At 65.7% G+C, this 21430-nt stretch carries 16 protein-coding genes; 5 read left to right on the plus strand and 11 right to left on the minus strand.

Annotation, left to right across the window (positions count from 1 at the left end):
• Positions 1-766: Ca2+-dependent phosphoinositide-specific phospholipase C (locus V7066_RS16925; protein WP_334184158.1), on the minus strand; the 766-nt coding region annotated here is incomplete at its 3' end.
• A complete protein-coding gene (locus tag V7066_RS16930; protein WP_334184159.1) occupies positions 766-3402 on the minus strand; it encodes a TonB-dependent receptor in 2637 nt (878 codons plus the stop codon). The genes V7066_RS16930 and V7066_RS16925, both read right to left, overlap by 1 nt.
• Before the next feature lie 531 nt (positions 3403-3933).
• Between V7066_RS16930 and V7066_RS16935 the strand changes: the two genes are divergently transcribed.
• Together V7066_RS16935 and V7066_RS16940 are read left to right on the plus strand one after the other, a co-directional pair.
• The gene (locus V7066_RS16935; RefSeq protein ID WP_334184160.1) at positions 3934-4455 is read left to right on the plus strand and encodes a hypothetical protein; all 522 of its coding nucleotides are present in this window, start codon (positions 3934-3936) and stop codon (positions 4453-4455) included.
• On the plus strand, positions 4422-4916 hold the full coding sequence (locus V7066_RS16940; protein ID WP_334184161.1) for a copper resistance protein B: 495 nt from the start codon (positions 4422-4424) through the stop codon (positions 4914-4916). Before V7066_RS16935 ends, V7066_RS16940 begins: the two co-directional genes overlap by 34 nt.
• 95 nt (positions 4917-5011) lie before the next feature.
• Here the strand turns inward: V7066_RS16940 and V7066_RS16945 are convergent, their stop codons facing one another.
• A complete protein-coding gene (locus tag V7066_RS16945) occupies positions 5012-5890 on the minus strand; it encodes a class I SAM-dependent methyltransferase (protein ID WP_334184162.1) in 879 nt (292 codons plus the stop codon).
• A 91-nt stretch (positions 5891-5981) separates the two neighbouring features.
• Positions 5982-7811, minus strand: a complete 1830-nt coding sequence (locus tag V7066_RS16950; RefSeq protein WP_334184163.1) for a sensor domain-containing diguanylate cyclase — start codon at positions 7809-7811, stop codon at positions 5982-5984.
• A gap of 167 nt (positions 7812-7978) precedes the next feature.
• On the opposite strand from V7066_RS16950, the gene V7066_RS16955 reads away from it, so the two are divergent.
• Complete coding sequence (locus tag V7066_RS16955) at positions 7979-8386, plus strand: low affinity iron permease family protein (RefSeq protein ID WP_334184164.1); 408 nt, start codon at positions 7979-7981, stop codon at positions 8384-8386.
• A gap of 130 nt (positions 8387-8516) precedes the next feature.
• Positions 8517-10406, plus strand: coding sequence for a bifunctional sugar phosphate isomerase/epimerase/4-hydroxyphenylpyruvate dioxygenase family protein (locus V7066_RS16960; RefSeq protein ID WP_334184165.1), 1890 nt, complete (start codon positions 8517-8519; stop codon positions 10404-10406).
• Between the two features lie 214 nt (positions 10407-10620).
• Here the strand turns inward: V7066_RS16960 and aroE are convergent, their stop codons facing one another.
• The 4 genes from aroE to V7066_RS16980 form a co-directional block, all read right to left on the minus strand.
• On the minus strand, positions 10621-11523 hold the full coding sequence (gene aroE / locus V7066_RS16965; RefSeq protein WP_334184166.1) for a shikimate dehydrogenase: 903 nt from the start codon (positions 11521-11523) through the stop codon (positions 10621-10623).
• A 28-nt stretch (positions 11524-11551) separates the two neighbouring features.
• Positions 11552-12901 carry an MFS transporter gene (locus V7066_RS16970; RefSeq protein ID WP_334184167.1) on the minus strand — a complete coding sequence of 450 codons (1350 nt, stop codon included), beginning with the start codon at positions 12899-12901 and terminating at the stop codon, positions 11552-11554.
• Positions 12902-13046: 145 nt separating this feature from the next.
• Entirely contained in the window at positions 13047-13964 is a 918-nt protein-coding gene (locus V7066_RS16975; RefSeq protein WP_334184168.1) for a LysR family transcriptional regulator, read from the minus strand.
• A 53-nt stretch (positions 13965-14017) separates the two neighbouring features.
• Complete coding sequence (locus V7066_RS16980; RefSeq protein ID WP_334184169.1) at positions 14018-15400, minus strand: amino acid permease; 1383 nt, start codon at positions 15398-15400, stop codon at positions 14018-14020.
• Between the two features lie 417 nt (positions 15401-15817).
• Here V7066_RS16980 and V7066_RS16985 point away from each other — a divergent pair, with 417 nt between their 5' ends.
• On the plus strand, positions 15818-17122 hold the full coding sequence (locus V7066_RS16985; protein WP_334184170.1) for a methyl-accepting chemotaxis protein: 1305 nt from the start codon (positions 15818-15820) through the stop codon (positions 17120-17122).
• Positions 17123-17187: 65 nt separating this feature from the next.
• Here the strand turns inward: V7066_RS16985 and V7066_RS16990 are convergent, their stop codons facing one another.
• From V7066_RS16990 to V7066_RS17000, 3 genes are read right to left on the minus strand one after another with little or no spacing between them, the layout of a single operon-like run.
• On the minus strand, positions 17188-18642 hold the full coding sequence (locus tag V7066_RS16990; RefSeq protein WP_334184171.1) for an efflux transporter outer membrane subunit: 1455 nt from the start codon (positions 18640-18642) through the stop codon (positions 17188-17190).
• 8 nt (positions 18643-18650) lie between these two features.
• Positions 18651-20198, minus strand: a complete 1548-nt coding sequence (locus V7066_RS16995; protein WP_334184172.1) for an MDR family MFS transporter — start codon at positions 20196-20198, stop codon at positions 18651-18653.
• Positions 20195-21331: an HlyD family secretion protein gene (locus V7066_RS17000; RefSeq protein ID WP_334184173.1), complete on the minus strand. Its 1137-nt coding sequence runs from the start codon at positions 21329-21331 to the stop codon at positions 20195-20197. Before V7066_RS17000 ends, V7066_RS16995 begins: the two co-directional genes overlap by 4 nt.
• Positions 21332-21430 lie beyond the last annotated feature (99 nt).

Raw genomic sequence — 21430 nt, forward strand, 5'->3', positions numbered from 1 at the left:
CGTCGGAGACGGCCTGACGCACATCGAACAGGACGTAGATCCGTCCGCGTGCCGCCTTCAGCGTGGGCCAGCCCTTCGTCGTCACCGCCCCTGCGAGCGTGGCCGCGTCGCCGCGCACTTCGTCGGGGGTGATGAGGCGTTTGCCCGGCAGCGCCTTGCGGATTTCGGCGTCCAGTGCATCGAGCAGGCGCGCATCGTCGAGCGGCAGCGGCTGCGTGATTTCGTGCGTGTTCGCGGTATCGGCGGCGTTGAGAGTCAGCATGATCGGCAGATGGCCGGGGTGCGCCCGCGACCACGCGTTCACTTCGGTGAGGCAGGCGACCAGGGTGGGGCACACGACGCGATAGTCGACGTCGGGAATGTGCAGCACCTTGTAGCCGGGCTTGCGCAACGCGGCCTCGTCGAAGCCCTCCTGCCTCGCCCGGGTCCGCTCGGTCGGAGAGAGCAGCGCCTCGCCCTTGGGGGCGGCATAGCGGCCGCCCTCGGGATCGGCGAAGATGTCGATCTCCAGCTGACGCACGCCGGCATCGAGCTGGGCGGACAGCGGCAGGTGGTAGTAGTCCAGCGCCTCGGCCATCTTCGGATCGCGGCGGCGCAGTTCCGCCATCACGGCTGCGGGAATCCGCGTCTTGAAGCTGTTGTGCGAGCCGACCACCTGGATGTCGTTCATGCGCAGCGGCCCGGAAGCCTCCGCGTCCTTCGCCAATACCGGGGAGGCCATCGCCCCCCCGACCATCAGCGCTGCGAGAAACGCCGCGCGCAGCATCAGAATTCCGCCCGCGCGCCGAACAGGATCGTGCGGCCGTAGTCGTTGATGTCGCCGTAACGGATCGGCAGGTCGTTGTATGTGTACTGGCGAGCCTTGGCGATGTTGATCGCCTCGAGGCTGAGCGTGACGTTACTGGTCAGGCGATAGGCGATCGACCCGTCGAGCGAACCGAATGCCGCGGTATAGGTCGGCGCCTGCGTAGTGCTGCCGGTGCCCGACAGATAACGGTCGCGCCAGACGTAGGACAGGCGGGTCGAGATCGGGCCCTTTTCGAAGAAGCCGACCACGTTGAAGCTGTTCTTCGACAGGCCGATCATCTCGTCCTTGATGACGCGCGAACCGGCGGTGTAGTTCGCCTTGACCGAAGTGCGGGTGTAGGATGCCTGGAAGCCTAGGCCGTTGAACGGCTGCGGCAGGAAGGTGAACACCTGCTGGTAGGCGGTCTCGAAGCCGTAGACCTTGGCGTCACCACCGTTCACCTGCGTGCTCAGCTGCACCGTGCCGCGACCCGGAATGTCGATCGGCACGTTCTGCTGGGTGATGTAGTCGTCCATCGACTTGTAGAACACCGCGCCGGTGAGCGAGCCGGACTTGTTGAAGTACCACTCCAGCGACCCGTCGAATTGGGTGGCGAGGAACGGCACGAGGTCCGGGTTGCCGCCGCTGGCGGTCGGCGCGTCGGTCGAGATGGTGATGCGCGGGGCGCTGTCGGTCACGTTCGGACGGGTCAGCACGCGGCTGGCGCTGAGGCGGCCGACGAGAGAGGGCGTCAGCTCGGCGCGCAAATTGAAGCTGGGCAGGACGTTGTTGAACGTCTTGGGGTACTTGACCGGGGTGATCGCGTCGCCGCTGCGCAGGTTGCCGCCCGCGACCTGGTCGGTGTGGACATAGCGCACGCCGATGTTGCCGGTGACCGCCACCGAACCCAGTGAGAAGTCGTAGTCGGCGCGGGCGTAGGCGCTCAGGATCTTCTCGGTGGTGCGGAACGAGGCGGCCAAATCCGCCGGGGTCAGCGCCGAGTTCTCGACCGTGGGGGTGAAGAAGGCGTCGAGATAGGCGCTCGTCACCGGGACCAGGAAGTTGCGCGGAATGTTGCCGCCCAGGCCCTGCAGATAGTCGTCGAACGGCAGTTGCTCGTAGGCACCCGAACCCAGGCTTGACAGCGGCGTGCCGGCTACCGGGTTGACGATGAAATCGCGGCGCGAATAGTCGCGCTTGCGGAACTGGTACTCGCCGCCGACCGCCAGCTTGGAGATGACACCCTCGAAATCGTGGGCGACGTCGGCGCGGGTGTAGAAGTTCCAGTCCTTGCTGTTCTTGGGCGCGATGTTGAACTGGTAGAGCTGGTAGTTGGCCGGATTGGTGGGATCGATCGTGGTGTTGAAGTCCGGCACTTCCTTGTAGCCGCGCGTCGCGTCATAGGTCAGCGGCGCGAAGAACATGGCGCGGCTGCGCACGGTGCCCACGTCGTAGCTGGGGTGGTAGCTGTGCGCGTAGGACCAGTTGACGGTGCCGGCGACATGCCAGGCGTCATGATCCCACGTCTGGCGCAGGCCGACGTTGAACAGGTCGTGGCGGTTAAGGCTGTACTCGCGCGAGGCCATGAAGCGCACGTCGTTGATCGTCGCCTTCACCACGGTATCGCCATCGAGCACGACGCTGCCCGGGACGATGGTGGGACGGTGACCGACGACGCTGCTGTCGTCGGGATAGATGTCGAGGCCGTATTCGTCGTAAGCCACGTCGAGGCGGGTGGCGAGGACGTTCAGCGTCGTCGTCATTTCCGGGTTCGGGCGCCACTGCATCGACAGCATGCCCGAGATGCGCTCGCGCTTTTCGGTCTCGACCGTCGCGCGGGTACGGGTGGGCAGGTAGAGACCGGTCTGGCCCAGCTGTGAGGCGAAGCGGTCCTTGTACCAGCCGGCGTTGTACCAGCGGTCGTTGCGCACGTCCTTGGCCCAGTACTGGCCGCCGACGAGGATGCCGAAGGTGTCGTCGTTGTTGACCCAGCTGGTGATCAGGGTGGCGTTCGGCTTCACCTTGCCGGTCTGCTCGGTGTAGGTGCCGCGCACGTTGAGCGTGGTCTTGGTGCCGACGTCGAACGGCTCGAAGGTCTTGACGTTGATGTTGCCGCCCAGCGCGCCTTCGGTCATGTCGCCGGTGGGCGTCTTGATGACGTCGATGCTGGAGGTGAACTCGGCTGGGAGCATCTCGAAGCGGAACTGGCGACCGGCGGCGCCGCCGTTCTCGATCACTTCGTTCACCGCCACCGGGCTGCCGTTCAGCAGGGTGTTCTGGAACTGTGGACCAAGGCCGCGCACACTGACGTTCAGGCCCTCGCCACGCGGACGGGTGATCGCGACGCCGGTGACCAGCTGCAGTGCCTCGGCGACGTTCTGGGTGGGGAACTTGCCGATGTCGGTCGAGTTGATCGAATCGACCTGGTACGATGCGGTGCGCTTGGCCTCGGTCGCGGCGCGCAGGCTGCGGGCGTAGCTGCCGGTGACGACGATGTCCTCACCTCTGACGCCAGCCTCGGCATCCGGCTCGGTTTGGGCGGATGCGGGAAGTGCGATGGCCGCGAACAGGATGGCCGACGTCGACGACGCCAAGGCCCGCTTGGTGATACGCATGTGAGATGTGACCCGAAGAGATTTTTATGTTGGGGCCCCACTAGGAACCATGCATGACGTTTCGCCGTCAAAGTCGTGACGGTTCGATGACCTCTGCGATTCAATGGAAATATATTTCAATGTGTAGCATCGTGGCGCTAATCTTGGGGCGACTGGGCAAATGCTGAATGACAGAAACATGGATTAGCGGACGGACCGCACCTAGGAACGAAAAATTGGCGGCTGAATGGCGACAAAGGGTCGGTTGGGCCGAGAACGAACGCCGCAACCTGGAACAATTCTGCCGTTCACGAGCGCATCAGTGAACGACGGCTATCGGCCGGAGCGGACAGAGAAGGTTTGCGGTGTCCTGCTCCCGAACGGACAAGTCTGGCCATTTCAGTCCGGCAGCTTCGTGGTCTCGGACCTGAGGTAGAAGTCGCTACCCGACCCAACATTTCTTGCGAGTGCATTCGAGGCAGGTGAGAGAATAGGGCTTGATCGGCGAGCCTATCGTGCTGGCGGGAACTCCACCATTTTCGACACTCCCGTTTGCGCAAAGCCATTGGCGGCACCGGGCTGGGCCGGGCAACCATTACCAACACCGGTACGCTGGAGGGTGGTAATCTGTCCGCCGCCATCGGTCTCGTGGGCACGTCGCCCTGGATCGCGACGATCATCAATAGCGGGGTCATCTCGGCAGGCGATGGCGGTGACACTGCGATCGACATGGGCACCAGTGCCAGCAGCCAGTTGACCCTGGAATTGCAGGACGGATCGCTGATCAACGGCAATGTCATCGCCAGCGGTAGCACGACGGACATCGTGCGCCTGGGAAGCACCATCAACAGCACTTTGGACGCCACGCAAATCGGCGCCACTGCGAAGTATCGTAATTTCGAGCTGTTTGAAAAGACCGACAGCGGCAAGACCAACTCGAATTCCGTATTGGCAAAGGTGGCGATGGAATCGGTTGGGAAGGACAGGCCTGATATGGCGGTGATATCGACCGGATCGTGCTCGCCAGCGAGGGCGAGGGTATGTTCGGCGAGCGGGCCGAACGCATCGAGCTAAATGTCTACTGGCGCCATGCGCTAGATCCCTGGTTCAACCTGCAACTCGGTATGCGACAGGACTTCCGGCCCGATCCGCAGCGTACTTATGCGCTGGTCGGTATCGAGGGGCTGGCGCCCTACTGGTTCGAGTTGCAAGCCCTGTTGCTTGTCTCGAAAAAGGACGACATCCATGCGCGCGGTAAGGCAGGCTATACGCAGCGCATCATCCAGTCGCAGGTGGTCGAACCCGAGGCCGAGGTGGATTTCGCGTTTCAGGACGTACCGGCGCTGGGCGTGGGAGCGGGCTTCGAACGTCTCGAACTGGGCACCCGGCGTCGTTACGAACGCAACCGTTCACTGGCACCTTATGTGAGGGTAAATTGGGAGCGCAAGCTGGGCGGAACCGCCCGGATCGCACGGGCTGCGGGTGAGGATATGTCCGGCGTTTCGGCGGTTTTCGGCGTGCGCGCGATGTTCTGAAATTGCGCGGTCTCGCAGTCCACCTTGTCGCCTCCCGTCCGCGAAAGGCTGCTTGCAACGTCCCGATGATGGGCGAAACCCGACAGCTGGACATCTCAAGCCGCCGGATTGCGTGCGGTGACAATCCACGCTGCACCATCGATCATCACCGAGGTTTCGCCGGGGCGCCGCTCGAAAGCCTCGCGCACGGCTGAGGCTGCGCGCTCACGCAGGCACTCTGGCCGGTCGGCCAGTGCGCGGGACAGCGGGCCGACTGCAAACGCCATGGCCACGGCATCGTCCAGCGCGGCGTTGCGGTTCTCGCCGCGCCCGAAGGGGATGTCGTGGTCGAAAGGGCGGGTCGCCACATCGGCAAAGCCAGCCTGGCCGAGGATGCGCTCGATGCGGGCCTGGTCGCCGAAGGAAAACGGGCCGGGAGCTTCGGGATCCGCAGGCGGCTGAATGGGGATCAAGTCCTCGATCGCACCCATCGGCAGGCGTACCCAGTCGTTCTCCTTCGCTCCGCGCCAGCAGACGAAGGCGAGCCGCCCTCCCGGTTTCAGGGCTCGGCGCATATGCGTGAAGGCGCGGGCGGGGTCGTCGAAGAACATCACGCCGAAGCGGGAGAACAACAGGTCGAAGGCTGCCTGTGGCAGCGGCGCTTCGCCCGCATCTGCCCGCTCGAACGAAACGGAGATATCGGCGGGAGCGATCCGGCGTGCCTGGTCCAGCAAGGCCTGTGAGATATCGACGCCGAGTACCTGTCCGTCCGGGCCGACCTTGCGGGCCAGCGCGAAGCTGGTCGCACCCGCGCCGCAGCCGATGTCGAGCACACGCTCGCCCATGGCCGGAGCGGCGGCGGCAAGCGCTTCGGTGCCGAAGACTTCCAGCATCGCATCGAGCCGGATCTGGTTCGAGACCCAGTTGTCGCCGGTGGAACCGCTCCAGTCGGAAACCCTGTGAATCCCGGCTTCCGCCGCTTCTGTTTGCTTCATTACCAAACCTTATTTGCGAATCATTCGCAAACATAGGGGCGCGACGCGGCTAAGCAATCCCTTGCGGAAGACGCGGCGAAGAGCGACCCATTCAGCCGGTGGCGGCAGAGGCTGTCTTTTCGTTGTTCTCGCCTGCCTGCACGATCCGGTTGCGGCCTTCGTCCTTGGCGCGCAACAGGGCCGCGTCGGCCGTGGCGATCAGCATATGCGCAGGGCCATGGTCCGGATAAGTGGCGACGCCGATCGAGACCGAGACCGGGCCGAGCGGCATGCCGTCATGCACCAGCGTCATGGCCAGTATGCGCTCCTGGATCAGGCGGGCGCGATCGAGTGCTCGGTCGCGGTCGCAGCCGGGTAGCAGCAGCAGGAACTCTTCGCCGCCGTAGCGGAAGGCGATGCCGTCCTCGCGCACCGCATTGTCGAGGGCACCGGCGACCGAACGGATCGTCATGTCCCCGGCGTCGTGGCCGTGGCGGTCGTTGAGCTGCTTGAAGTGGTCGATATCCACCATGAGGCAGCTCAGCGGCGTCTTCGAGGCATCGGCCTGGGCGACGTTGCGGCGCAGGGTATCGGCCAACTCGTGCCGATTGCGCAGTCCCGTCAGCGCATCGAACAGCGCCTTTTCATGGAGCGCATCGCGCAGTTTGAGATTGGCGAGCGCCAGCCCCACCGTTTCCGACATCAGCTCGATATAGACCTGGATGTTCCCGTTGGGTCCCCGCCGATCCGCGGCGTTTCGGCCCGCCATGTTTTCCAGCACCAGCAGGCCGATCGTCTCGCCCTGGGCGGTAAGCGGCACGCAGACGGTGGCCTCGGCGGTTTCGGGCGGGACATGCTTGCAGGGCACGTCCACGAGGTCGCCGCCGGGCATGTGCGACTGCCCGCGCCGAAGCGCCCAGCAATCGTCGGGAGTGAAGGCCGCATCGCTGCCGTGGGGCGACTGCCATTCGGATGCGCAGGCCATCATCCCCAGCCGGGTGTCGAGCGTGTAGAGGCGCCCGGCAAGCTCCGGCGCGATCCGCGGGGCGAACAGGCGCACGACCTCGAACAGGTCCGCCACGGATTCGCAGCCTTGCAAGCGCTGGGTCATACGCGACAACAGGTCGCGGACGTGCCAGTCGGCATCGCGCTCGCGCTCCAGCCGCTGGCGCTCGATACCGTTCTCGCGGAAGACGCGGATGGCATGGGCCATGTCGCCGATCTCGTCGATCTGGGAAAGCTGCGGGGGCTCCACCGCATAGTCCTGGTCTGCCAGCCGATTCACCACGTCGCTCAGCTTGACCACCGGCTTCAGGATCCGGCGCTTGAGCACGAAGCCCAGCACGAACAGGAACAGCACGGCGGTGATCGCCACCATGACTTCCGAAACCGTGCGCAGGCGCTGCGAGGCGCGGCTGGCTTCCTCGATCGCGCGGTCGGATCGATTGTCGAGCATGTAACGGAAACGGCCGAGCAGGAAGTGCACGCGTTCCAGTTCGCGCTCGTACTCGGCGCCGAAAATGATCTTGTGGGCGGTCAGTTCGTCTCCTGCCTTGATTGCGGCGATCGCAGCCTTCTGTTCGTCCTGAAGGGTCGCCGCCCAGCGCAGCCCTTCCTCCAGCGAGCGCAGTTCCTCCTCTTTGGCGCCGTTGTCCTTGAGCTTGGCAAGTCGCTGCTCGACAGGCCCGATTGCGGCCAGCGTCCGGTTATAGGCGATCTCGTGGCTGGGGTCGCCGGTGACGGCTGCCAGCCGCGCCTGATCGGTAAGCTGGGCTTCGTCCGCTTCGACTTCGAAGGCGAGCTGGTCGAACAGGTCGCGTTGGCGGACGGCCTCGCGTTCCACCTTGTCGGCATTGGAGGCCATGACCATGGTTACGCCTGCGGCGATCGTCAGGCAGACCGTCGCCCCGTAAGCCCAGTTGGTGATCGTCGCTATGCGCATGCCGTTTCCTGCCGCCCTGATCGCCTCATGCTCCCGGCGGAGAAATCTGGCCACCCCGTAAAACCACCGAATTGGATATGGTTTTCGCCTTGTCGCTCTCCGGGCGATGGGAAGGGAACGCCGGCACACACCGGAGCGTTCCTCACGCAGCCAGCGGGAGCTTCATCATGCGCAAGTCCTTCACTGCCTTCGCCAATTTCGTAGCCGATGCGGCAGGCAAGGCGCAGACGTTCATTATCGCCTTGCTGGTGGTGGTTGTCTGGGCGATTTCGGGGCCTGTGTTCAAATGGTCGGACACCTGGCAGCTCGTCATCAACACCGGCACCACCATCGTCACGTTCCTGATGGTGTTCCTGATCCAGAACAGCCAGAACCGCGATGCCGCAGCGCTTCAGGCCAAGCTCGACGAACTGCTGCGGGCGCTGGAAACGGCACGGGACGACTTCATCGGCATCGAGCATCTCAGTGTCGAGGAAATCGAACGCCTGCGCCAGATGCTGGAAGAGGAGACCGGCGAGTGCAAGGATGGTCGCAAGGCCCATGCCAGCGTGGATCGACTGCTCAGCCGCTATTGAGGATGATACTGAATGGAGCGAATTTGCCGTCTCTCCATAACAAGATGGCATGGGAGACTGAATCGATCCCGCTTCAATCGTGGGCATTCCGAGACGATATTGCAGGGATCACAATTCCGGGAAGATCGCCATGTCCAAGGCCGACACCAACGCCATCGCCACCGTCTCGCTGCGCGGCACGCTCGAAGAAAAGCTCAAGGCCGCGGCTGACGCGGGCTTCGACAGCGTCGAGATCTTCGAGAACGACCTGATCGGCTCGGCCCTGCGCCCGCGCGAAGTGCGCGCGATGATGGATGATCTCGGCATCCATTGTTCGCTCTACCAGCCGTTCCGCGATTTCGAGGGCATGCCCGGCGACATGCGCGCCCGCGCCATGGACCGCGCCGAGCGCAAGTTCGACCTGATGAGCGAACTCGGCACCGACCGCATTCTGGTCTGCTCCAACTGCTCGCCCCATTCGCTGGGCGACCACGCGCGCATCGTCGACGATTTCCGCGAACTGGGCGAGCGGGCCGCCGCCCGCGGCATTCTCGTCGGCTACGAGGCGCTGGCCTGGGGGCGCCATGTCAACGACCACCGCGACGTCTGGTCGATCGTCAAGCAGGTCGACCACCCCGCCATCGGCATCATTCTCGACAGCTTCCACTCGCTTTCGCGCCGCATCCCCAGCGAGAGCATCCGCGACATTCCCGGCGACAAGATCGTCTACGTCCAGCTGGCCGACGCGCCGCTGCTCGACATGGACCTGCTCTACTGGAGCCGCCACTTCCGCAACCTGCCGGGGCAGGGCGGTCTCGACCTGCCGGGCTACGTCGCCGAAATCCTGCGCACCGGCTACGACGGGCCGCTCTCGCTGGAGATCTTCAACGACCGCTTCCGCTCGATTTCCTCGCGCCTCGTCGCGCAGGACGGGCATCGCTCGCTCGAATATGTCCGCGATGCGGCCCGGCGCCTGCTCGATCAGCCGACCACGATGCCCGCGCCGCAGCCGCCGCTGGGCGCCGAGTTCGTCGAGTTCACCGCCACCGGCGACGACATTGCGCGGCTCGGACACACGTTCCACACGCTCGGCTTCGCGCATGGCGGCACCCATCGCACCAAGAAGGTCACGCGCTGGCGGCAGGGCAACGTCAACCTCGTCATCAACGCCGAGCCCAAGGGCTTCGCCAAGTCCTACCGCATCGTCCACGGCACCTCGATCTGCGCGATCGGCGTGCGGGTTAAGGATGCCGCTGCCGTCATGGAGCGCGCCGCCGCGCTCGGTATCCGCGCCTACAGTCCCGAGGGGCGCCCCGGCCGCATGGCCATGCCCGCGCTGCGCGGCGTTGGCGGTAGCCTGGTCTATCTCGTCGAGGACGACGGCGCCGAAGCGCTCTGGGCGCGCGAGTTCGAGGCGGTGCCGGTCGAGGATCTTACCGACGATGCCGGCGCGCGCGCGATCGATCATCTTGCCGCCGTAGTCCACAACGACGAGTTCCTGTCGTGGCAGCTTTACTGGCGCGCGCTGTTCGGCCTCGAAGGCCGTGATGCCAACGATGTGATCGACCCCTCGGGCCTCGTCCATAGCCAGGCACTGCAATCGCCGGACGGCAAGTTCCGCCTGACCCTCAATGCCTCGGATGCGCGTGAGACGCTGTCCTCGCGCTTCCTGGCGCAGGGCATGGGCGGCGGCTTCCAGCATGTGGCGCTCGCCAGTGACGACCTGCTTGCCACGGCCTCGGTCGTTCGCGCGCGCGGGGCGGCGATGCTTGATATTCCGGCGAACTACTACGACGATCTCGTTGCCCGCTTCGGCTTCGACGGCAAGGTTGCCGCGCGGCTGGAGGGGGCCGGGGCGCTCTACGACGAAGACTTCGCGGGTAATGCCTATCGCCAACTCTACAGCCGGGCATTCGACAAGCTGTTCTTCTTTGAATTCGTCGAGCGGGCTGGGACTTACGCGGGCTACGGTGCGCCGAATGCCGGGATCAGGCTGGCGGCGCAGAACCGATTTCGTGAAGTTGAAGAGGTTGTCGAGTAAGGAAAAAGGAAGATCCGGGGCCCTTCGACAAGCTCAGGAGATCCCCCGGACCCTCGGAATGTCGTCGTTGTGCACGACCTATCCGTCGTGCGATCCCTGCGGCGCAGCCATTATGTCTCCCGACGCAGCCATGAGTGCACAGCGGATAGGCTGGGCATGACCTCGACAGTATCGGGGGTGCAGGGGGGCTATGCTCCCCTGCTTTTCCTATTCCTTAAACAGCCTTGCTGGCTTTCGCGAAGTCCGCCAGCATACGCTCCACGTCCGGCTCCTGTCCGGTGAAGCGCGCAAAGGCGTGGGCCGCCTGCATCACCGCCATGCCGCCGCCGTTCAGTGTGGCGCAGCCGATTTCCTTGGCCGCCTTGAGCAGTTCGGTTTCGAGCGGGAAGTAGATCACGTCCGACACCCACATGTCGCGAGTCAGCAGCGCCGGGTCGAAGGGCAGGCCGGGGTGGCTGAGCATGCCCACGGGCGAGCACTGGACCACGCCGTCCACACCGGAGATCGCTTCCGCCGCCGAGCTTGCGGCGATGACTTCGGCTTCGGGGAACAGCGCGCCGAGACGCTCTGCGAGGGCCTGCGCGCGCTCGGTGGCGGGGTCGAAGATTGCCAGCCGCTGGGCGCCGAGGTCGAGGTGGGCATAGCCGACTGCCGAGGCCGCGCCGCCTGCGCCGACCATCGCCACGTTCGCACGCGGCAGCACGCCGAGCGAGGCGAGGAAGCTGGCGCGGTAGCCGGACCAGTCGGTATTGTCGCCGATCAGCTTTCCGTCCCGCAGCAGCACGGTGTTGACGGCGCCGAGCTTGGCGGCGGCTTCGGACAGTTCGTCCATCAGAGGCACGACCGCCTGCTTGAAGGGGTGGGTGACGTTGGTGCCGTCGAACCCGAGCGCGGCCATGGTCTTCAGGAAATCGCCCAGGTCGTCGGCGTCGAAGCCGATCACGTCGCTATCGAGGATGCGGTAGACCAGCGGCAGGCCGAGCGCCTTGGCCTCGGTCTGGTGCATGGCCGGGCTGCGCGAGCCGCCGATACCGGACCCGATCAGGCCGCATAGGATGGACCGCGGGCCGGAGCGGGGGCTGGACGTGCGCGAGGGAGCCGCAGCGGGCGTGGTCATTTTCGGGTCCTTGGTAACGAGAGAGCGCTCAGCGCTGTTGGGGCATTCGGATGAACGTCACGGCGAGGCCAGCGAGTACGGCGGGCACTGCAAAGATCGCGAAGATCGCGGACAGCGGCACCTTCTCGGCCAGCAGCACGCCGCCCAGCATCGGTCCGATCACCGCGCCGATGCGGCCGACGCCCATGGCCCAGCCGAGGCCGGTGCTGCGCACTTGCGGCGGATAGAAGCTGGTGGCGAGCGGGTAGCAGCCGTTGAAGCCGCCCTGGATGAAGGCGCCGATGAAGAAGGCGGTCAGCAGCGTTGCGGCGATCGTCATCGAGACCGCGCCGAACACGACGAGGGCGACGGCGGCGAGCACCATGTAGAGCAGGATCAGGCGGCGCAGGTCGATACGGCTGGCGATCAGGCCGATCGAGGTGATGCCGATGAAGGCGCCGATGTTGTAGACCGCACCGGCGTAGATCGCCTGGGTCGAGGGCAGGCCTGCCTCCACCGCGAGCTTGGGAATCCAGCTGATGACGAAGTAGAGGGTCATGAAGCCGAAGATCGTGGCGGTCCAGAGCAGGATCGTGCCAGTGGTGCGGCCTTCGCCGAGCACGCCGCGCAGGCCGACGGAGTGGGCTTCGGCGTCGCGGCGCTCGGGCAGGGCTTCCAGGGTCGGACGGCCGAGCGAGGCAAGCAGGCGGTTGGCCTTGGCGAGCGCACCCTTGGGCTGGTGGGCCAGCAGGAAATCGACCGATTCCGGCAGGAGCACCCAGACCAGCGGCAGCGCCAGCAGGCAGAGCGTCGCCGCGCCGAGCAGCATGGCCTGCCAGCCGTGGGTGTCGATCTGGTGGGCGACGATGAAGCCGGTGAGCGTCGCGCCGACCGGATATCCGGCCTGGAGGAAGCCCACCGCGAAAGTGCGGTGCTTGGCCGGGGCATATTCGGCGGTCAGCGCGGCCATGCTGGCGAGCACGGTGCCGATGCCGATGCCGACGACGAAGCGCGAGACGATCAGCTCGACGATCGAGGTCGCCATGGCCGAACCGAACATCGCCACCGTCATCATCACCAGCGAGGCGATGATGAGCTTGCGGCGGCCGAACTTGTCGGCCAGCGGCGCGATCAGCAGGCCGCCTGCGGCCATACCGGCGAGGCTGGAACTGAACACGACGCCGAGGCTTTCGGGACTGATCTTCCAGTCGGCGGAAAGGGCGGGTGCGACGTAGGAGAGGATGAGCACGTCCATGCCGTCCAGCATGTTGAGCAGGAAGCAGACGGCGACCACGAGAACCTGCCGCGGGGTCCAGCCGTCGACGTTCTGCGAGGCGGTCTCGCCGACAGTCACGTAAGGGCGCACGGATACCGATCCGGCGGCGGAGTAGCTGGCCATGGTAACGCCTTTCCCATCCTCAGCGGCGCTTGCCTTGCGCCTGTTGTCGTCCGGCCGCTCGGTGCCGGGACTTGTATGAACCTTGCGAGCTGGATCAACGGTGTTTGATCCGGGGGCGCATTGCCAGACATTGCGGGACTGTGACTTATAGCGTTATGTTATGGGTTATAACTCTTGGCAAATTCATCAGGATGTTGCGGGCAATTTCCTCGAAGGTCTCACCGACCAGAGTGCGCGCCACGTCGAGGTTGCGGCTGACGTAGACGGGCAGGAGGCCCGGCGACTCGAACTCCAGGAAGCGCACGGTCTCGGCATGGGGCTGCATCGCGGTGAAGCTGTCGACCAGCGCAATGCCCATGCCCTGGGCCACGAAGGCCACGGCGGTCTCGGCGAAGCGGATATAGGTGGCGACTTCCAGTTCCTCGCCCGCATCCGCATACATCCGGGCGATGATCCGGCCGTGGGGCGTGTTTTCCTGGAACGACTGGATGCGTTCGCCCTTGAGGTCCGCTACCGTGATCCGCTCGCGTTCCGCCAGCCGGTGCCCGGCAGGAACGGCACAGACCATGCGGCCGTTGCCGATGCGGCTGGAGAGCACGTTGGGGTGATCGATCGGGAACACCGTCAGCGCATAGTCGCCGCGCTGGAGCGCCAGCCAGTCGTCCGCCTGCTCCACCGAGAGAATGTCGAACTGGATGGTGAGGTCGGGGTAGTTGGTGGTCAGCCGCGAGAGCATCTGGGGCACCACGGAATGTCCCAGCGAGGGCGAGGCGCCGACCCGGAACGTGCGATCCTCCCCCTTGGCCAGGCGGCGCACCACATGCTCGAGGTCGCTGAAGCCCTTGTAGATCTGCTCGATCTCTTCGAACAGCACGCGGGCCTCCGACGTGGGAACCAGCCTTCCACGGGTGCGGTCGAACAGTCGGAAATGGAGCTTGTCCTCCATGTGCCCGAGCATGCGGCTGAGACCGGGCTGCGAGGTGCCCAGCATCCGCGCGGCACCACTCACCGTCTTGGTGATCATCACCGCACGGAAAATCTCGATCTGCCTAATGGTCAGCATGGCTTGCGGCTAGCACGCCGCTGTGCTCGCGCCAACGGCTCTCTTGGGCGCGGTCAGCCGGCCCGGCGGCGGCGGTGGACCAGATAAAGCAGGCCGCCGAGCACGTTCCAGCAGAGGCAGGCGATCAGCGTCTTGTTCGGCAGACTGGCGAAGAGATAGAGACAGCCGCCGATCGTCACCGCGCCGACGAGAACGCCCGCGGGAACACGGAACGGACGATGGGCCTCTGGCTGGCGCTTGCGCAGTACGATCAGGCAGGTGCCGACCGCCGCGAATGCTATCAGGGTCCCGGCATTGGCAAGCGCCGCGATTTCCGAGATCGGCAGGATTCCGGCCAGGATCGCCACTATCACGGCGGTCATCGTCGTCACCCGTACCGGAGTCCCGCGCGAGGAGAGCTTTGCCAGCGAGGCGGGCAGGAAGCCGTCGCGTGCCATGGCGAGGAAGATGCGGCTTTGGCCGTAGAGAAAGCCGAGAAGCACGGTGGGCAGGGCGATCACGGCGGCGATCGCGACGATATGGGCGACGCCCTCGCGGTTCATCTGGCGCAGGATCAGTGCCAGCGGTTCGGGGCTGTCGGCAAAGCGCGCGAAGGGCATGGCGCCGATCGCGGCGGCAGCGACCAGTACGTAGACGAGCGTGCAGATCGCCAGCGAACCGATGATGCCGATCACCAGATCACGGCCGGGATTGCGGGTTTCCTCGGCGGCGGTGGAGATCGCGTCGAAGCCGTAGAAGGCGAAGAAGATGATCGCGGCGGCGGCCATGACGCCGCGTTCCACGCCGTCCGGGCTCATCGACTTGCCGAAGCCGAAGGGCATGAAGGGGGAAAGGTTCGCGGCATCGAAGGCGGGCAGGGCGACGGCCACGAAGAGGCTCAGCGTCAGGATCTTGATGACCACCAGCACGGTGTTCACCCTGGCGCTTTCGCGGGTGCCGAAAGCGAGCAGCCCCGCGACCACTGCGATGATGACGATGGCGGGCAGGTTGATGATCCCACCCAGTTCCGGGCCTTCGGTCAGCGCCTTGGGGAAGCCCAGGCCGTGGAGCAGCGGCGCGGCATAGCCCGACCAGCCGACCGCCACGGTCGAGACCACCAGTGAATATTCGAGGATCAGGCTCCAGCCGACGATCCAGCCCACCGTGCTGCCCAGCACCTTGTGGCTGTAGCTATAGGCGCTGCCCGCCGTGGGCATCATGGTCGACAGCTCGGCATAGGCGAGTGCGGCGCAGGCGCAGATGGCCCCGGCGATGGCAAAGGACACCAGAACCGCCGGTCCCGCGCGGTCGGCGCCGACCCCGATCAGCGTCAGGATGCCGGTTCCGACGATGGAGCCGACGCCGAGCGCCAGGAGGTGCGGCCAGGACAGGGTCTTGGGAAGGGCGGATGGAGCCGGTGCGTGGGCCGGTGCTGGGGCCGGTGCGGGGGTAGTCATCGGGGTGATCCTCTCGGGTATTGCTCCTGCCCTAGCACTCGCGGGACGCGGCGCAAGTTCGCTTGGGCTTGTCGTCCACCGATGGCCCTCCGCTGACGGGAGGGGCGGCTTTGGCCGCGGAAATGCCTGCAACCGGTTCGGTGCGGTCGTGCAGCCATCGGCTCGCTAAAGAGCGCGTCGATGGACTTGAGTGAACCTGTTGCAATCAATCACGAAAATGTCTTTTCGGGTAATTAAGCAATCGTTTTTAGTTCTATTCCCGTCCCTTGCGGTCGACTTCGCGAAACAACCTGTTCGGTTGCAATTCGGTGACGCTCTGAAACCAGCGTCCAATTCCCCTCTATAAGGCAGGAGGATGCTTCGCTCGCCGATACTCTATCTGGCCGGGCGAGAAACTCAGGGGTGGGGGAAATCCGAATGGAATGGTTCAAGGCCAATGCACCGATCCGTCTGAAATTGCTGATCTCTTTCGGCAGTTTCGTAGCGCTTGTAGCGGTTTCCGGAGGGGCGGGGTTGCTCGTGGGCGAAAGCGCCGCGCACTGGGTGGCGCTGGGCGCGACCTTGGTGGCCGCGCTTCTGGCCGTATTCTATCGCGAGGCGATCGCTGGGCCTTACGTCACGACCGTGGTTCGCATGGAAGGACTGGCAGCGGGCGATCTCGAAAGTCCGATCGAATTCACTGATTATCGCGACTGCGTGGGGCGGTTGACGCAGGCGATGTTCCAGTTCCGTGCCACGGCGCAGGCGGAAATCGCCGCCAATGAGGAGACCCAGCGCAACGCCCTTGTCGTGCAGGGTATGGCCGAGAACTTCCGCAGCCTTTCCGATGGCGATCTGACGGCGGACATCGTTGCCGACTATCCTGTGCAATATGCGGCATTGAAGGACAGTTTCAACGAAGCCCTGGCCAGCCTGCGGGGGCTGCTCGGCTCGGTCAAGGCAAGCACCCAGAACAGCCTGACGGGGTCGCGCGAGATCGCGCAGGCCTCGGAAGACCTTGCGCGGCGGACCGAGAGTAACGCCGCCAGTCTCGAACAGACGGCAGCGGCGATCCAGCAGATCGACGAGCGGCTGCGGGCCACGGCGCAGGCCGCAACGCGCTCGGTGGCGACCTCGGAGCAGGCGATGGGCGCGGTGCTGGAGGGGCGTGCGCGCACCGATGCGGCGGTTCAGGCGATGAGCCGTGTCAGCGATAGTGCCAAGGGTATCGACGGGGTTATCGAGGGGCTGGACAAGATTGCCTTCCAGACCCGCGTGCTGGCCATGAACGCCGCTGTCGAGGCGGGGCGGGCGGGCGATGCCGGGCGAGGCTTCGCGGTGGTGGCCGATCTCGTCTCGGCTCTGGCGATGCGGGCGGAGGAAGAATCGAAGCGCGCGCGCGACCAGCTCGGGGTCACCCAGACCGATATAGCAGTGGCGGTGGAGGCGGTGCGGAAGGTCGATTCCGCGTTCGGTGTGATATCTTCGTCAGGCGAGGAAGTGACGCGGCTGGCCGGGCAGATCGCCGCCGACAACGATGCCCAGGCCGCGGCCATCGGCGAGATCAACACGGCGGTCGGCGCGATGGACCACGCGACCCAGCAGAATGCCGCAATGGTCGAGGAAACCTCGGCCGCCGCCCGCAACCTTTCTTCGGAAATCGTCGCCCTGGCGGCGGAAGCCGATCGCTTCCGGATGGGACCGGCGACGCCGGGCCTGCGACTTATCTCGCGGCACGGCTGATACGGTTTTACCGCGGGTGCGTGAAGGCTCCCCCGCCCGATCAGGCAGGGGAGCCTTCTTCCTATTTATTTCCAAGCCAGGCCTAGCGCCTTCTGGATCGCAACGTAGTCTGCCGTGAGCGTCGCGCGGGCGGAGACGAGGTTCTGCTCGGCGCCGTTGCGTTCGTCCTGCGCCTTGAGCAGGGCGATCCTGGTGGCGGTGCCCGCCTGGAAGCGCTGCTCGGTCAGGCTTTCGGCCAGCGCGGCCTTGTCGCGTGCGCGGGCGAGCGCGGCGACCGTGACCCGGCCCTCGCGGTAGCGCGCGAGCGAATCCTCGGCATCGCGCAGTGCGGTCAGCACCGTGCCGCGATAGCGCGCTTCGGCTTCGTCGCGCACCGCCTCGGATTGGTGGACCTTGGCCTTGTTGCGGCCGAAATCGAGGAAGTTCCAGCTCAACTGGGGGGCCGCCAGAGCCGTGAAATCGTCCAGCTTGCTCAGATCGCTGATCTTGGTGCCGCCGATACCGATCAGTCCCATGAACGAAAGCCGCGGAAAGCGTGCGGCTTCGGTCTGACCGATCTTTGCCGTGTCAGCCGCGAGTTCGCGCTCCGCCGCGCGGATGTCCGGACGGTTGGCGATCAGGCGGGCGGGATCGCCGATCGGGACCGAGGCGGGCGGCAGCGGGATATCTCCGGCGGCGGCCAGGCTGGCGTCGAGCGCGCCCGGCTCCTGCGCGGTCAGCACCGCCAGCGCGTTCATGAAGGCATCGCGGTCGGCGGCAAGCGGGGCGAGCTGGGCGCGGGTGGAAGCAAGCTGTCCTTCCGCCTGTGCCACGTCCATGGCGGTCGCGGTGCCGCGTTCGAAGCGCTGACGGGTCAGGCCGAGGGCTTCCTCCTGAAGCGCGATCGACTGCCTTCCGAGCGCAATCCGCTGCTGGCGGTCGCGCAAGTCGAGATAGTTCTTCGCGACATTGGCCGAGAGGCTGACCTGCACGTCGGCCAGGCTGGCCTCGCTGCCTTCGAGGCTGGCGCGGGCGGCCTCTACCGCGCGGCGCTGGCCGCCGAACAGATCGATCTCCCAGCTCGCATTGAAGCCGAGGTTGTAGAGATTGAGATCGGTGCTGCCGCCGCCGCCGCCGCTTTCCTCGCCGGAGCCGGACCCACTGCCGCTGTCGCTCGAACCCAGATTGAGGCCGGGGACATGGGCATGGGCGTACAGGGCCGAGGCGCTGGCCTTCGGTGCGAAATTGGCGCGCTGCTCGCCGAGCGCGGCGCGGGCCTGGCGAAGTCTGGCCTCACCGGCCTTGACGTCGGTGTTGTTCGCCAGGGCGCGGGCGATCAGATCGTCCAGCAGCGGGTCGCCGAGCGGCTTCCACCAGTCGGCTACCGGGGGAGCTTCGGTCACGGCGCCGGCATCGGCGCGTACGAAGGCGGCAGGCGTCGCGGCGTCCGGAACGGCCTTGGGCGGACCGGCATAGTTGGGGCCGACGGTGCATCCGGCCAGGACGCCGGTCAGCAGGGGCAGCAGGTGATAGGAGCGCATGGTGTACCTCAATGTCCGGTCGCCAGCGGTGCATTCTTGGGCAGCGGGCGAAGGAACAGGACGAGCGGAATGACGAAGACGATGCCCACCGACATCATCCAGAACATGTCGGCGTAAGTCATCGTCAGCGACTGGATCTGGATCGTCGCTTCGAGCGAGCGCAGGACCCCGGCACCTTGCGCGGTCACATAGTCCTGCACGGCGACGGAATTGGCGTTGAGGCTCTCCTCCAGCCGCCGGGCGTGGAGCCAGAGGCGCTGGTCCTGGATCACCGCGATCCCGGCCAGCGCGAACGAGCCGCCAAGGTTGCGTGCGGCGTTGTAGAGACCCGAAGCGTCGCCCGCCTCTTCCTTGGGCACCGAGCGGATCGCCGCCTGGTTCAGGAACATCATGCAGAACACCGTACCCATGCCGCGCATGAGCTGGGATTCGACGAAGTCCGCGCCGTCGGAGAGCGGGGTGAGGCCGGTTTCCAGCCAGGCGCTGAGAGCCAGGACCGAGAGCCCGAAGCCCACCGAGAGCCGGATGTCGACATTTCGGATCAGCCAGGGCGTCACCGGCATCATCAGCATGACGGGAATGCCCGAGAGCATCACCACCTGCCCCGATTGCAGCGAGTTGTAGCCCGCGATCGTCGAGAGGAACTGCGGGATCACGTAGGAGGTCCCGTAGATCACCATGCCGACCACGGTGACCATGGCGACGACGCTGCCGAACTGACGGTCCAGCAGGAGCCTGAGCTTGATGACCGGCTTGCGCGCGAAGACCTGACCCAGGGCGATCATGATCAGCCCGAGGATCGTGACCCCCGTGAGCATGACGATCAGTTCCGAGGAGAACCACTGTTCGCGCTCGCCTTCTTCCAGCACCACGGTCAATCCGCCGAGGCCGAGGGCAAGGCCGAGGATGCCCAGCCAGTCCGCCTCGCGAATGAGGCTGAGGTTGGACTTCTGGTGTGGAATCGCGACGAGCAACAGAGTCGCCAGGGCGATGCCGACGGGCAGGTTCAGGAAGAAGGCATAGTGCCAGCTGACGTTCTCGGTCAGCCAGCCGCCCAGCACCGGGCCGACCACCGGGCCGAGCAGGGCGGTGGCGCCGAACAGGGCATTGCCGATCGGCTGCTGTGCGCGGGGTAACCGCGTTGCCACGATGGTCATGGCGGTGGGGATCAGCGCGCCGCCGGTGAAGCCCTGGCCGATGCGGCCGACGATCATCATCGGCAGCGTCGTCGAGAGGCCGCACATGATCGAGAACAGCGTGAACAGTGCAGAAGCGACGAGCAACAGCGTCCGTAGGCCGAGCAGGCGTTCGAGCCAGCCGGACAGCGGGATGATGACGATCTCCGCGACGAGATAGGCGGTGGCGATCCAGGTGCCTTCGGTGCCGCTGGCGCCGATCTCACCCTGGATGGTAGGCAGCGAGCTGTTTACGATGGAGACGTCGAGCGTCGCCATCAGCGCGCCCAGCGTCCCCGCCGCTACCGCCAGCCAGGCGGCGGCATCGGCGCGCTGTTCCGGTACGGGGGCGCTCCCGGAAAGAGCGGGAGCCGTGCTCACTGGCGCTTGTCCCGCTGGGCCTTCTCTTCCTGAGCGATGCTGTGCTGCGCGCCTTTGGCCGAGATCGTGTCGACGGTGACCGTCACCGAAAGACCGGGCACCAGCACGCGGCGGGCTTCCGGTCCGGCGTCGATGGCGATGCGCACGGGGACGCGCTGGACGATCTTGGTGAAGTTGCCGGTGGCGTTCTGCGGCGGCAGCAGCGAGAACTGCGCGCCGGTGCCCGGCGAGATGCTTTCGACGTGACCGGCGATCTTGGTGCCGTTCAGTGCATCGACTTCGATCGTCGCGGGCTGGCCGGCGTACATCAGGCCGATCTGCGTTTCCTTGAAGTTCGCCGTGACATAGAGCTTGTTCAGCGGCACGACCGACATCAGGCGGGTGCCCGCTTGCACGTACTGCCCGGCGCGTACGGTGCGATCGCCGATGCGGCCGTCGACGCTGGCCTTGAGCACGGTGGCGCCGACATTGACATGGGCGGCGGCCAGTTGGGCCTTGGCGGCTTCGCCTTGGGCTTCGGCCTGACGGATCTGCGCCTTGAGCGAACCGATCCGGCGCTCGGTCGAAAGCAGGGCGGCGCGCTGTGCATCGGCAGCGGCGCGGGCCTTTGCCGCCTGGTTGCGCAAGGATGCGAGCTGCTGCTTCGTTTCGGCGCCGCTGGCGGCGAGCGGGGCGTAACGGGCTGCCTCGCGCTCGGCATAGCGGGCGTCTTCCTCGGCCGAGGCGAGCTGGGCGCGGGCCTGGGCGATCCCGGCTTCCTGCTCGCTGATTCCGGCGCGGACGTTTTCGGCATTAGCCTTGGCGACGTCGATCTGCGCCTGATATTGCTGGGCCTGGGCGTCATAGTCGCGCGGGTCGATGCGTACGAGCGGCTGTCCGGCCTTCACGTTCTCGTTGTCGCCGACCAGCACGGCATCGACATAGCCGGAAATCCGGGGCGAGACGGTAACCGCATCGGCCTGGATAAAGGCGTCGTTGGTATCCTGCAGATACTTGCCGCGCGTCTCGTAGTGGAGCAGCCAGGCCCCGCCGGCGACGATCGCCACGGCGACGCCCCCCAGAAGCACGAAGCGCGTGCGGGAACTTTTCTGCGCGGAGGGGCTTTCCTGCGACTCGGTCACGTCGTTTGCCATCGGTCTTTTACTCGTGCCTTATTGCTGCATCGCAGCAGTGATATATCCCGCACTTGCACCGCTGCGAAGCATATGGCAATGCCATTTGATATGGTCCCA

It is taken from the genome of Novosphingobium sp. (assembly GCF_036820275.1).
Lineage (GTDB): Bacteria > Pseudomonadota > Alphaproteobacteria > Sphingomonadales > Sphingomonadaceae > Novosphingobium.

What these genes read in the sequence shown, in the direction of transcription:
- V7066_RS16930 (WP_334184159.1), bottom strand. Translation starts at nt 3,402, where the DNA reads ATGCGTATCACCAAGCGGGCCTTGGCGTCGTCGACGTCGGCCATCCTG.
- V7066_RS16940 (WP_334184161.1), top strand. Translation starts at nt 4,422, where the DNA reads ATGTTCGGCGAGCGGGCCGAACGCATCGAGCTAAATGTCTACTGGCGC.
- V7066_RS16945 (WP_334184162.1), bottom strand. Translation starts at nt 5,890, where the DNA reads ATGAAGCAAACAGAAGCGGCGGAAGCCGGGATTCACAGGGTTTCCGAC.
- V7066_RS16950 (WP_334184163.1), bottom strand. Translation starts at nt 7,811, where the DNA reads ATGCGCATAGCGACGATCACCAACTGGGCTTACGGGGCGACGGTCTGC.
- V7066_RS16955 (WP_334184164.1), top strand. Translation starts at nt 7,979, where the DNA reads ATGCGCAAGTCCTTCACTGCCTTCGCCAATTTCGTAGCCGATGCGGCA.
- V7066_RS16960 (WP_334184165.1), top strand. Translation starts at nt 8,517, where the DNA reads ATGTCCAAGGCCGACACCAACGCCATCGCCACCGTCTCGCTGCGCGGC.
- aroE (WP_334184166.1), bottom strand. Translation starts at nt 11,523, where the DNA reads ATGACCACGCCCGCTGCGGCTCCCTCGCGCACGTCCAGCCCCCGCTCC.
- V7066_RS16970 (WP_334184167.1), bottom strand. Translation starts at nt 12,901, where the DNA reads ATGGCCAGCTACTCCGCCGCCGGATCGGTATCCGTGCGCCCTTACGTG.
- V7066_RS16975 (WP_334184168.1), bottom strand. Translation starts at nt 13,964, where the DNA reads ATGCTGACCATTAGGCAGATCGAGATTTTCCGTGCGGTGATGATCACC.
- V7066_RS16980 (WP_334184169.1), bottom strand. Translation starts at nt 15,400, where the DNA reads ATGACTACCCCCGCACCGGCCCCAGCACCGGCCCACGCACCGGCTCCA.
- V7066_RS16985 (WP_334184170.1), top strand. Translation starts at nt 15,818, where the DNA reads ATGGAATGGTTCAAGGCCAATGCACCGATCCGTCTGAAATTGCTGATC.
- V7066_RS16990 (WP_334184171.1), bottom strand. Translation starts at nt 18,642, where the DNA reads ATGCGCTCCTATCACCTGCTGCCCCTGCTGACCGGCGTCCTGGCCGGA.
- V7066_RS17000 (WP_334184173.1), bottom strand. Translation starts at nt 21,331, where the DNA reads ATGGCAAACGACGTGACCGAGTCGCAGGAAAGCCCCTCCGCGCAGAAA.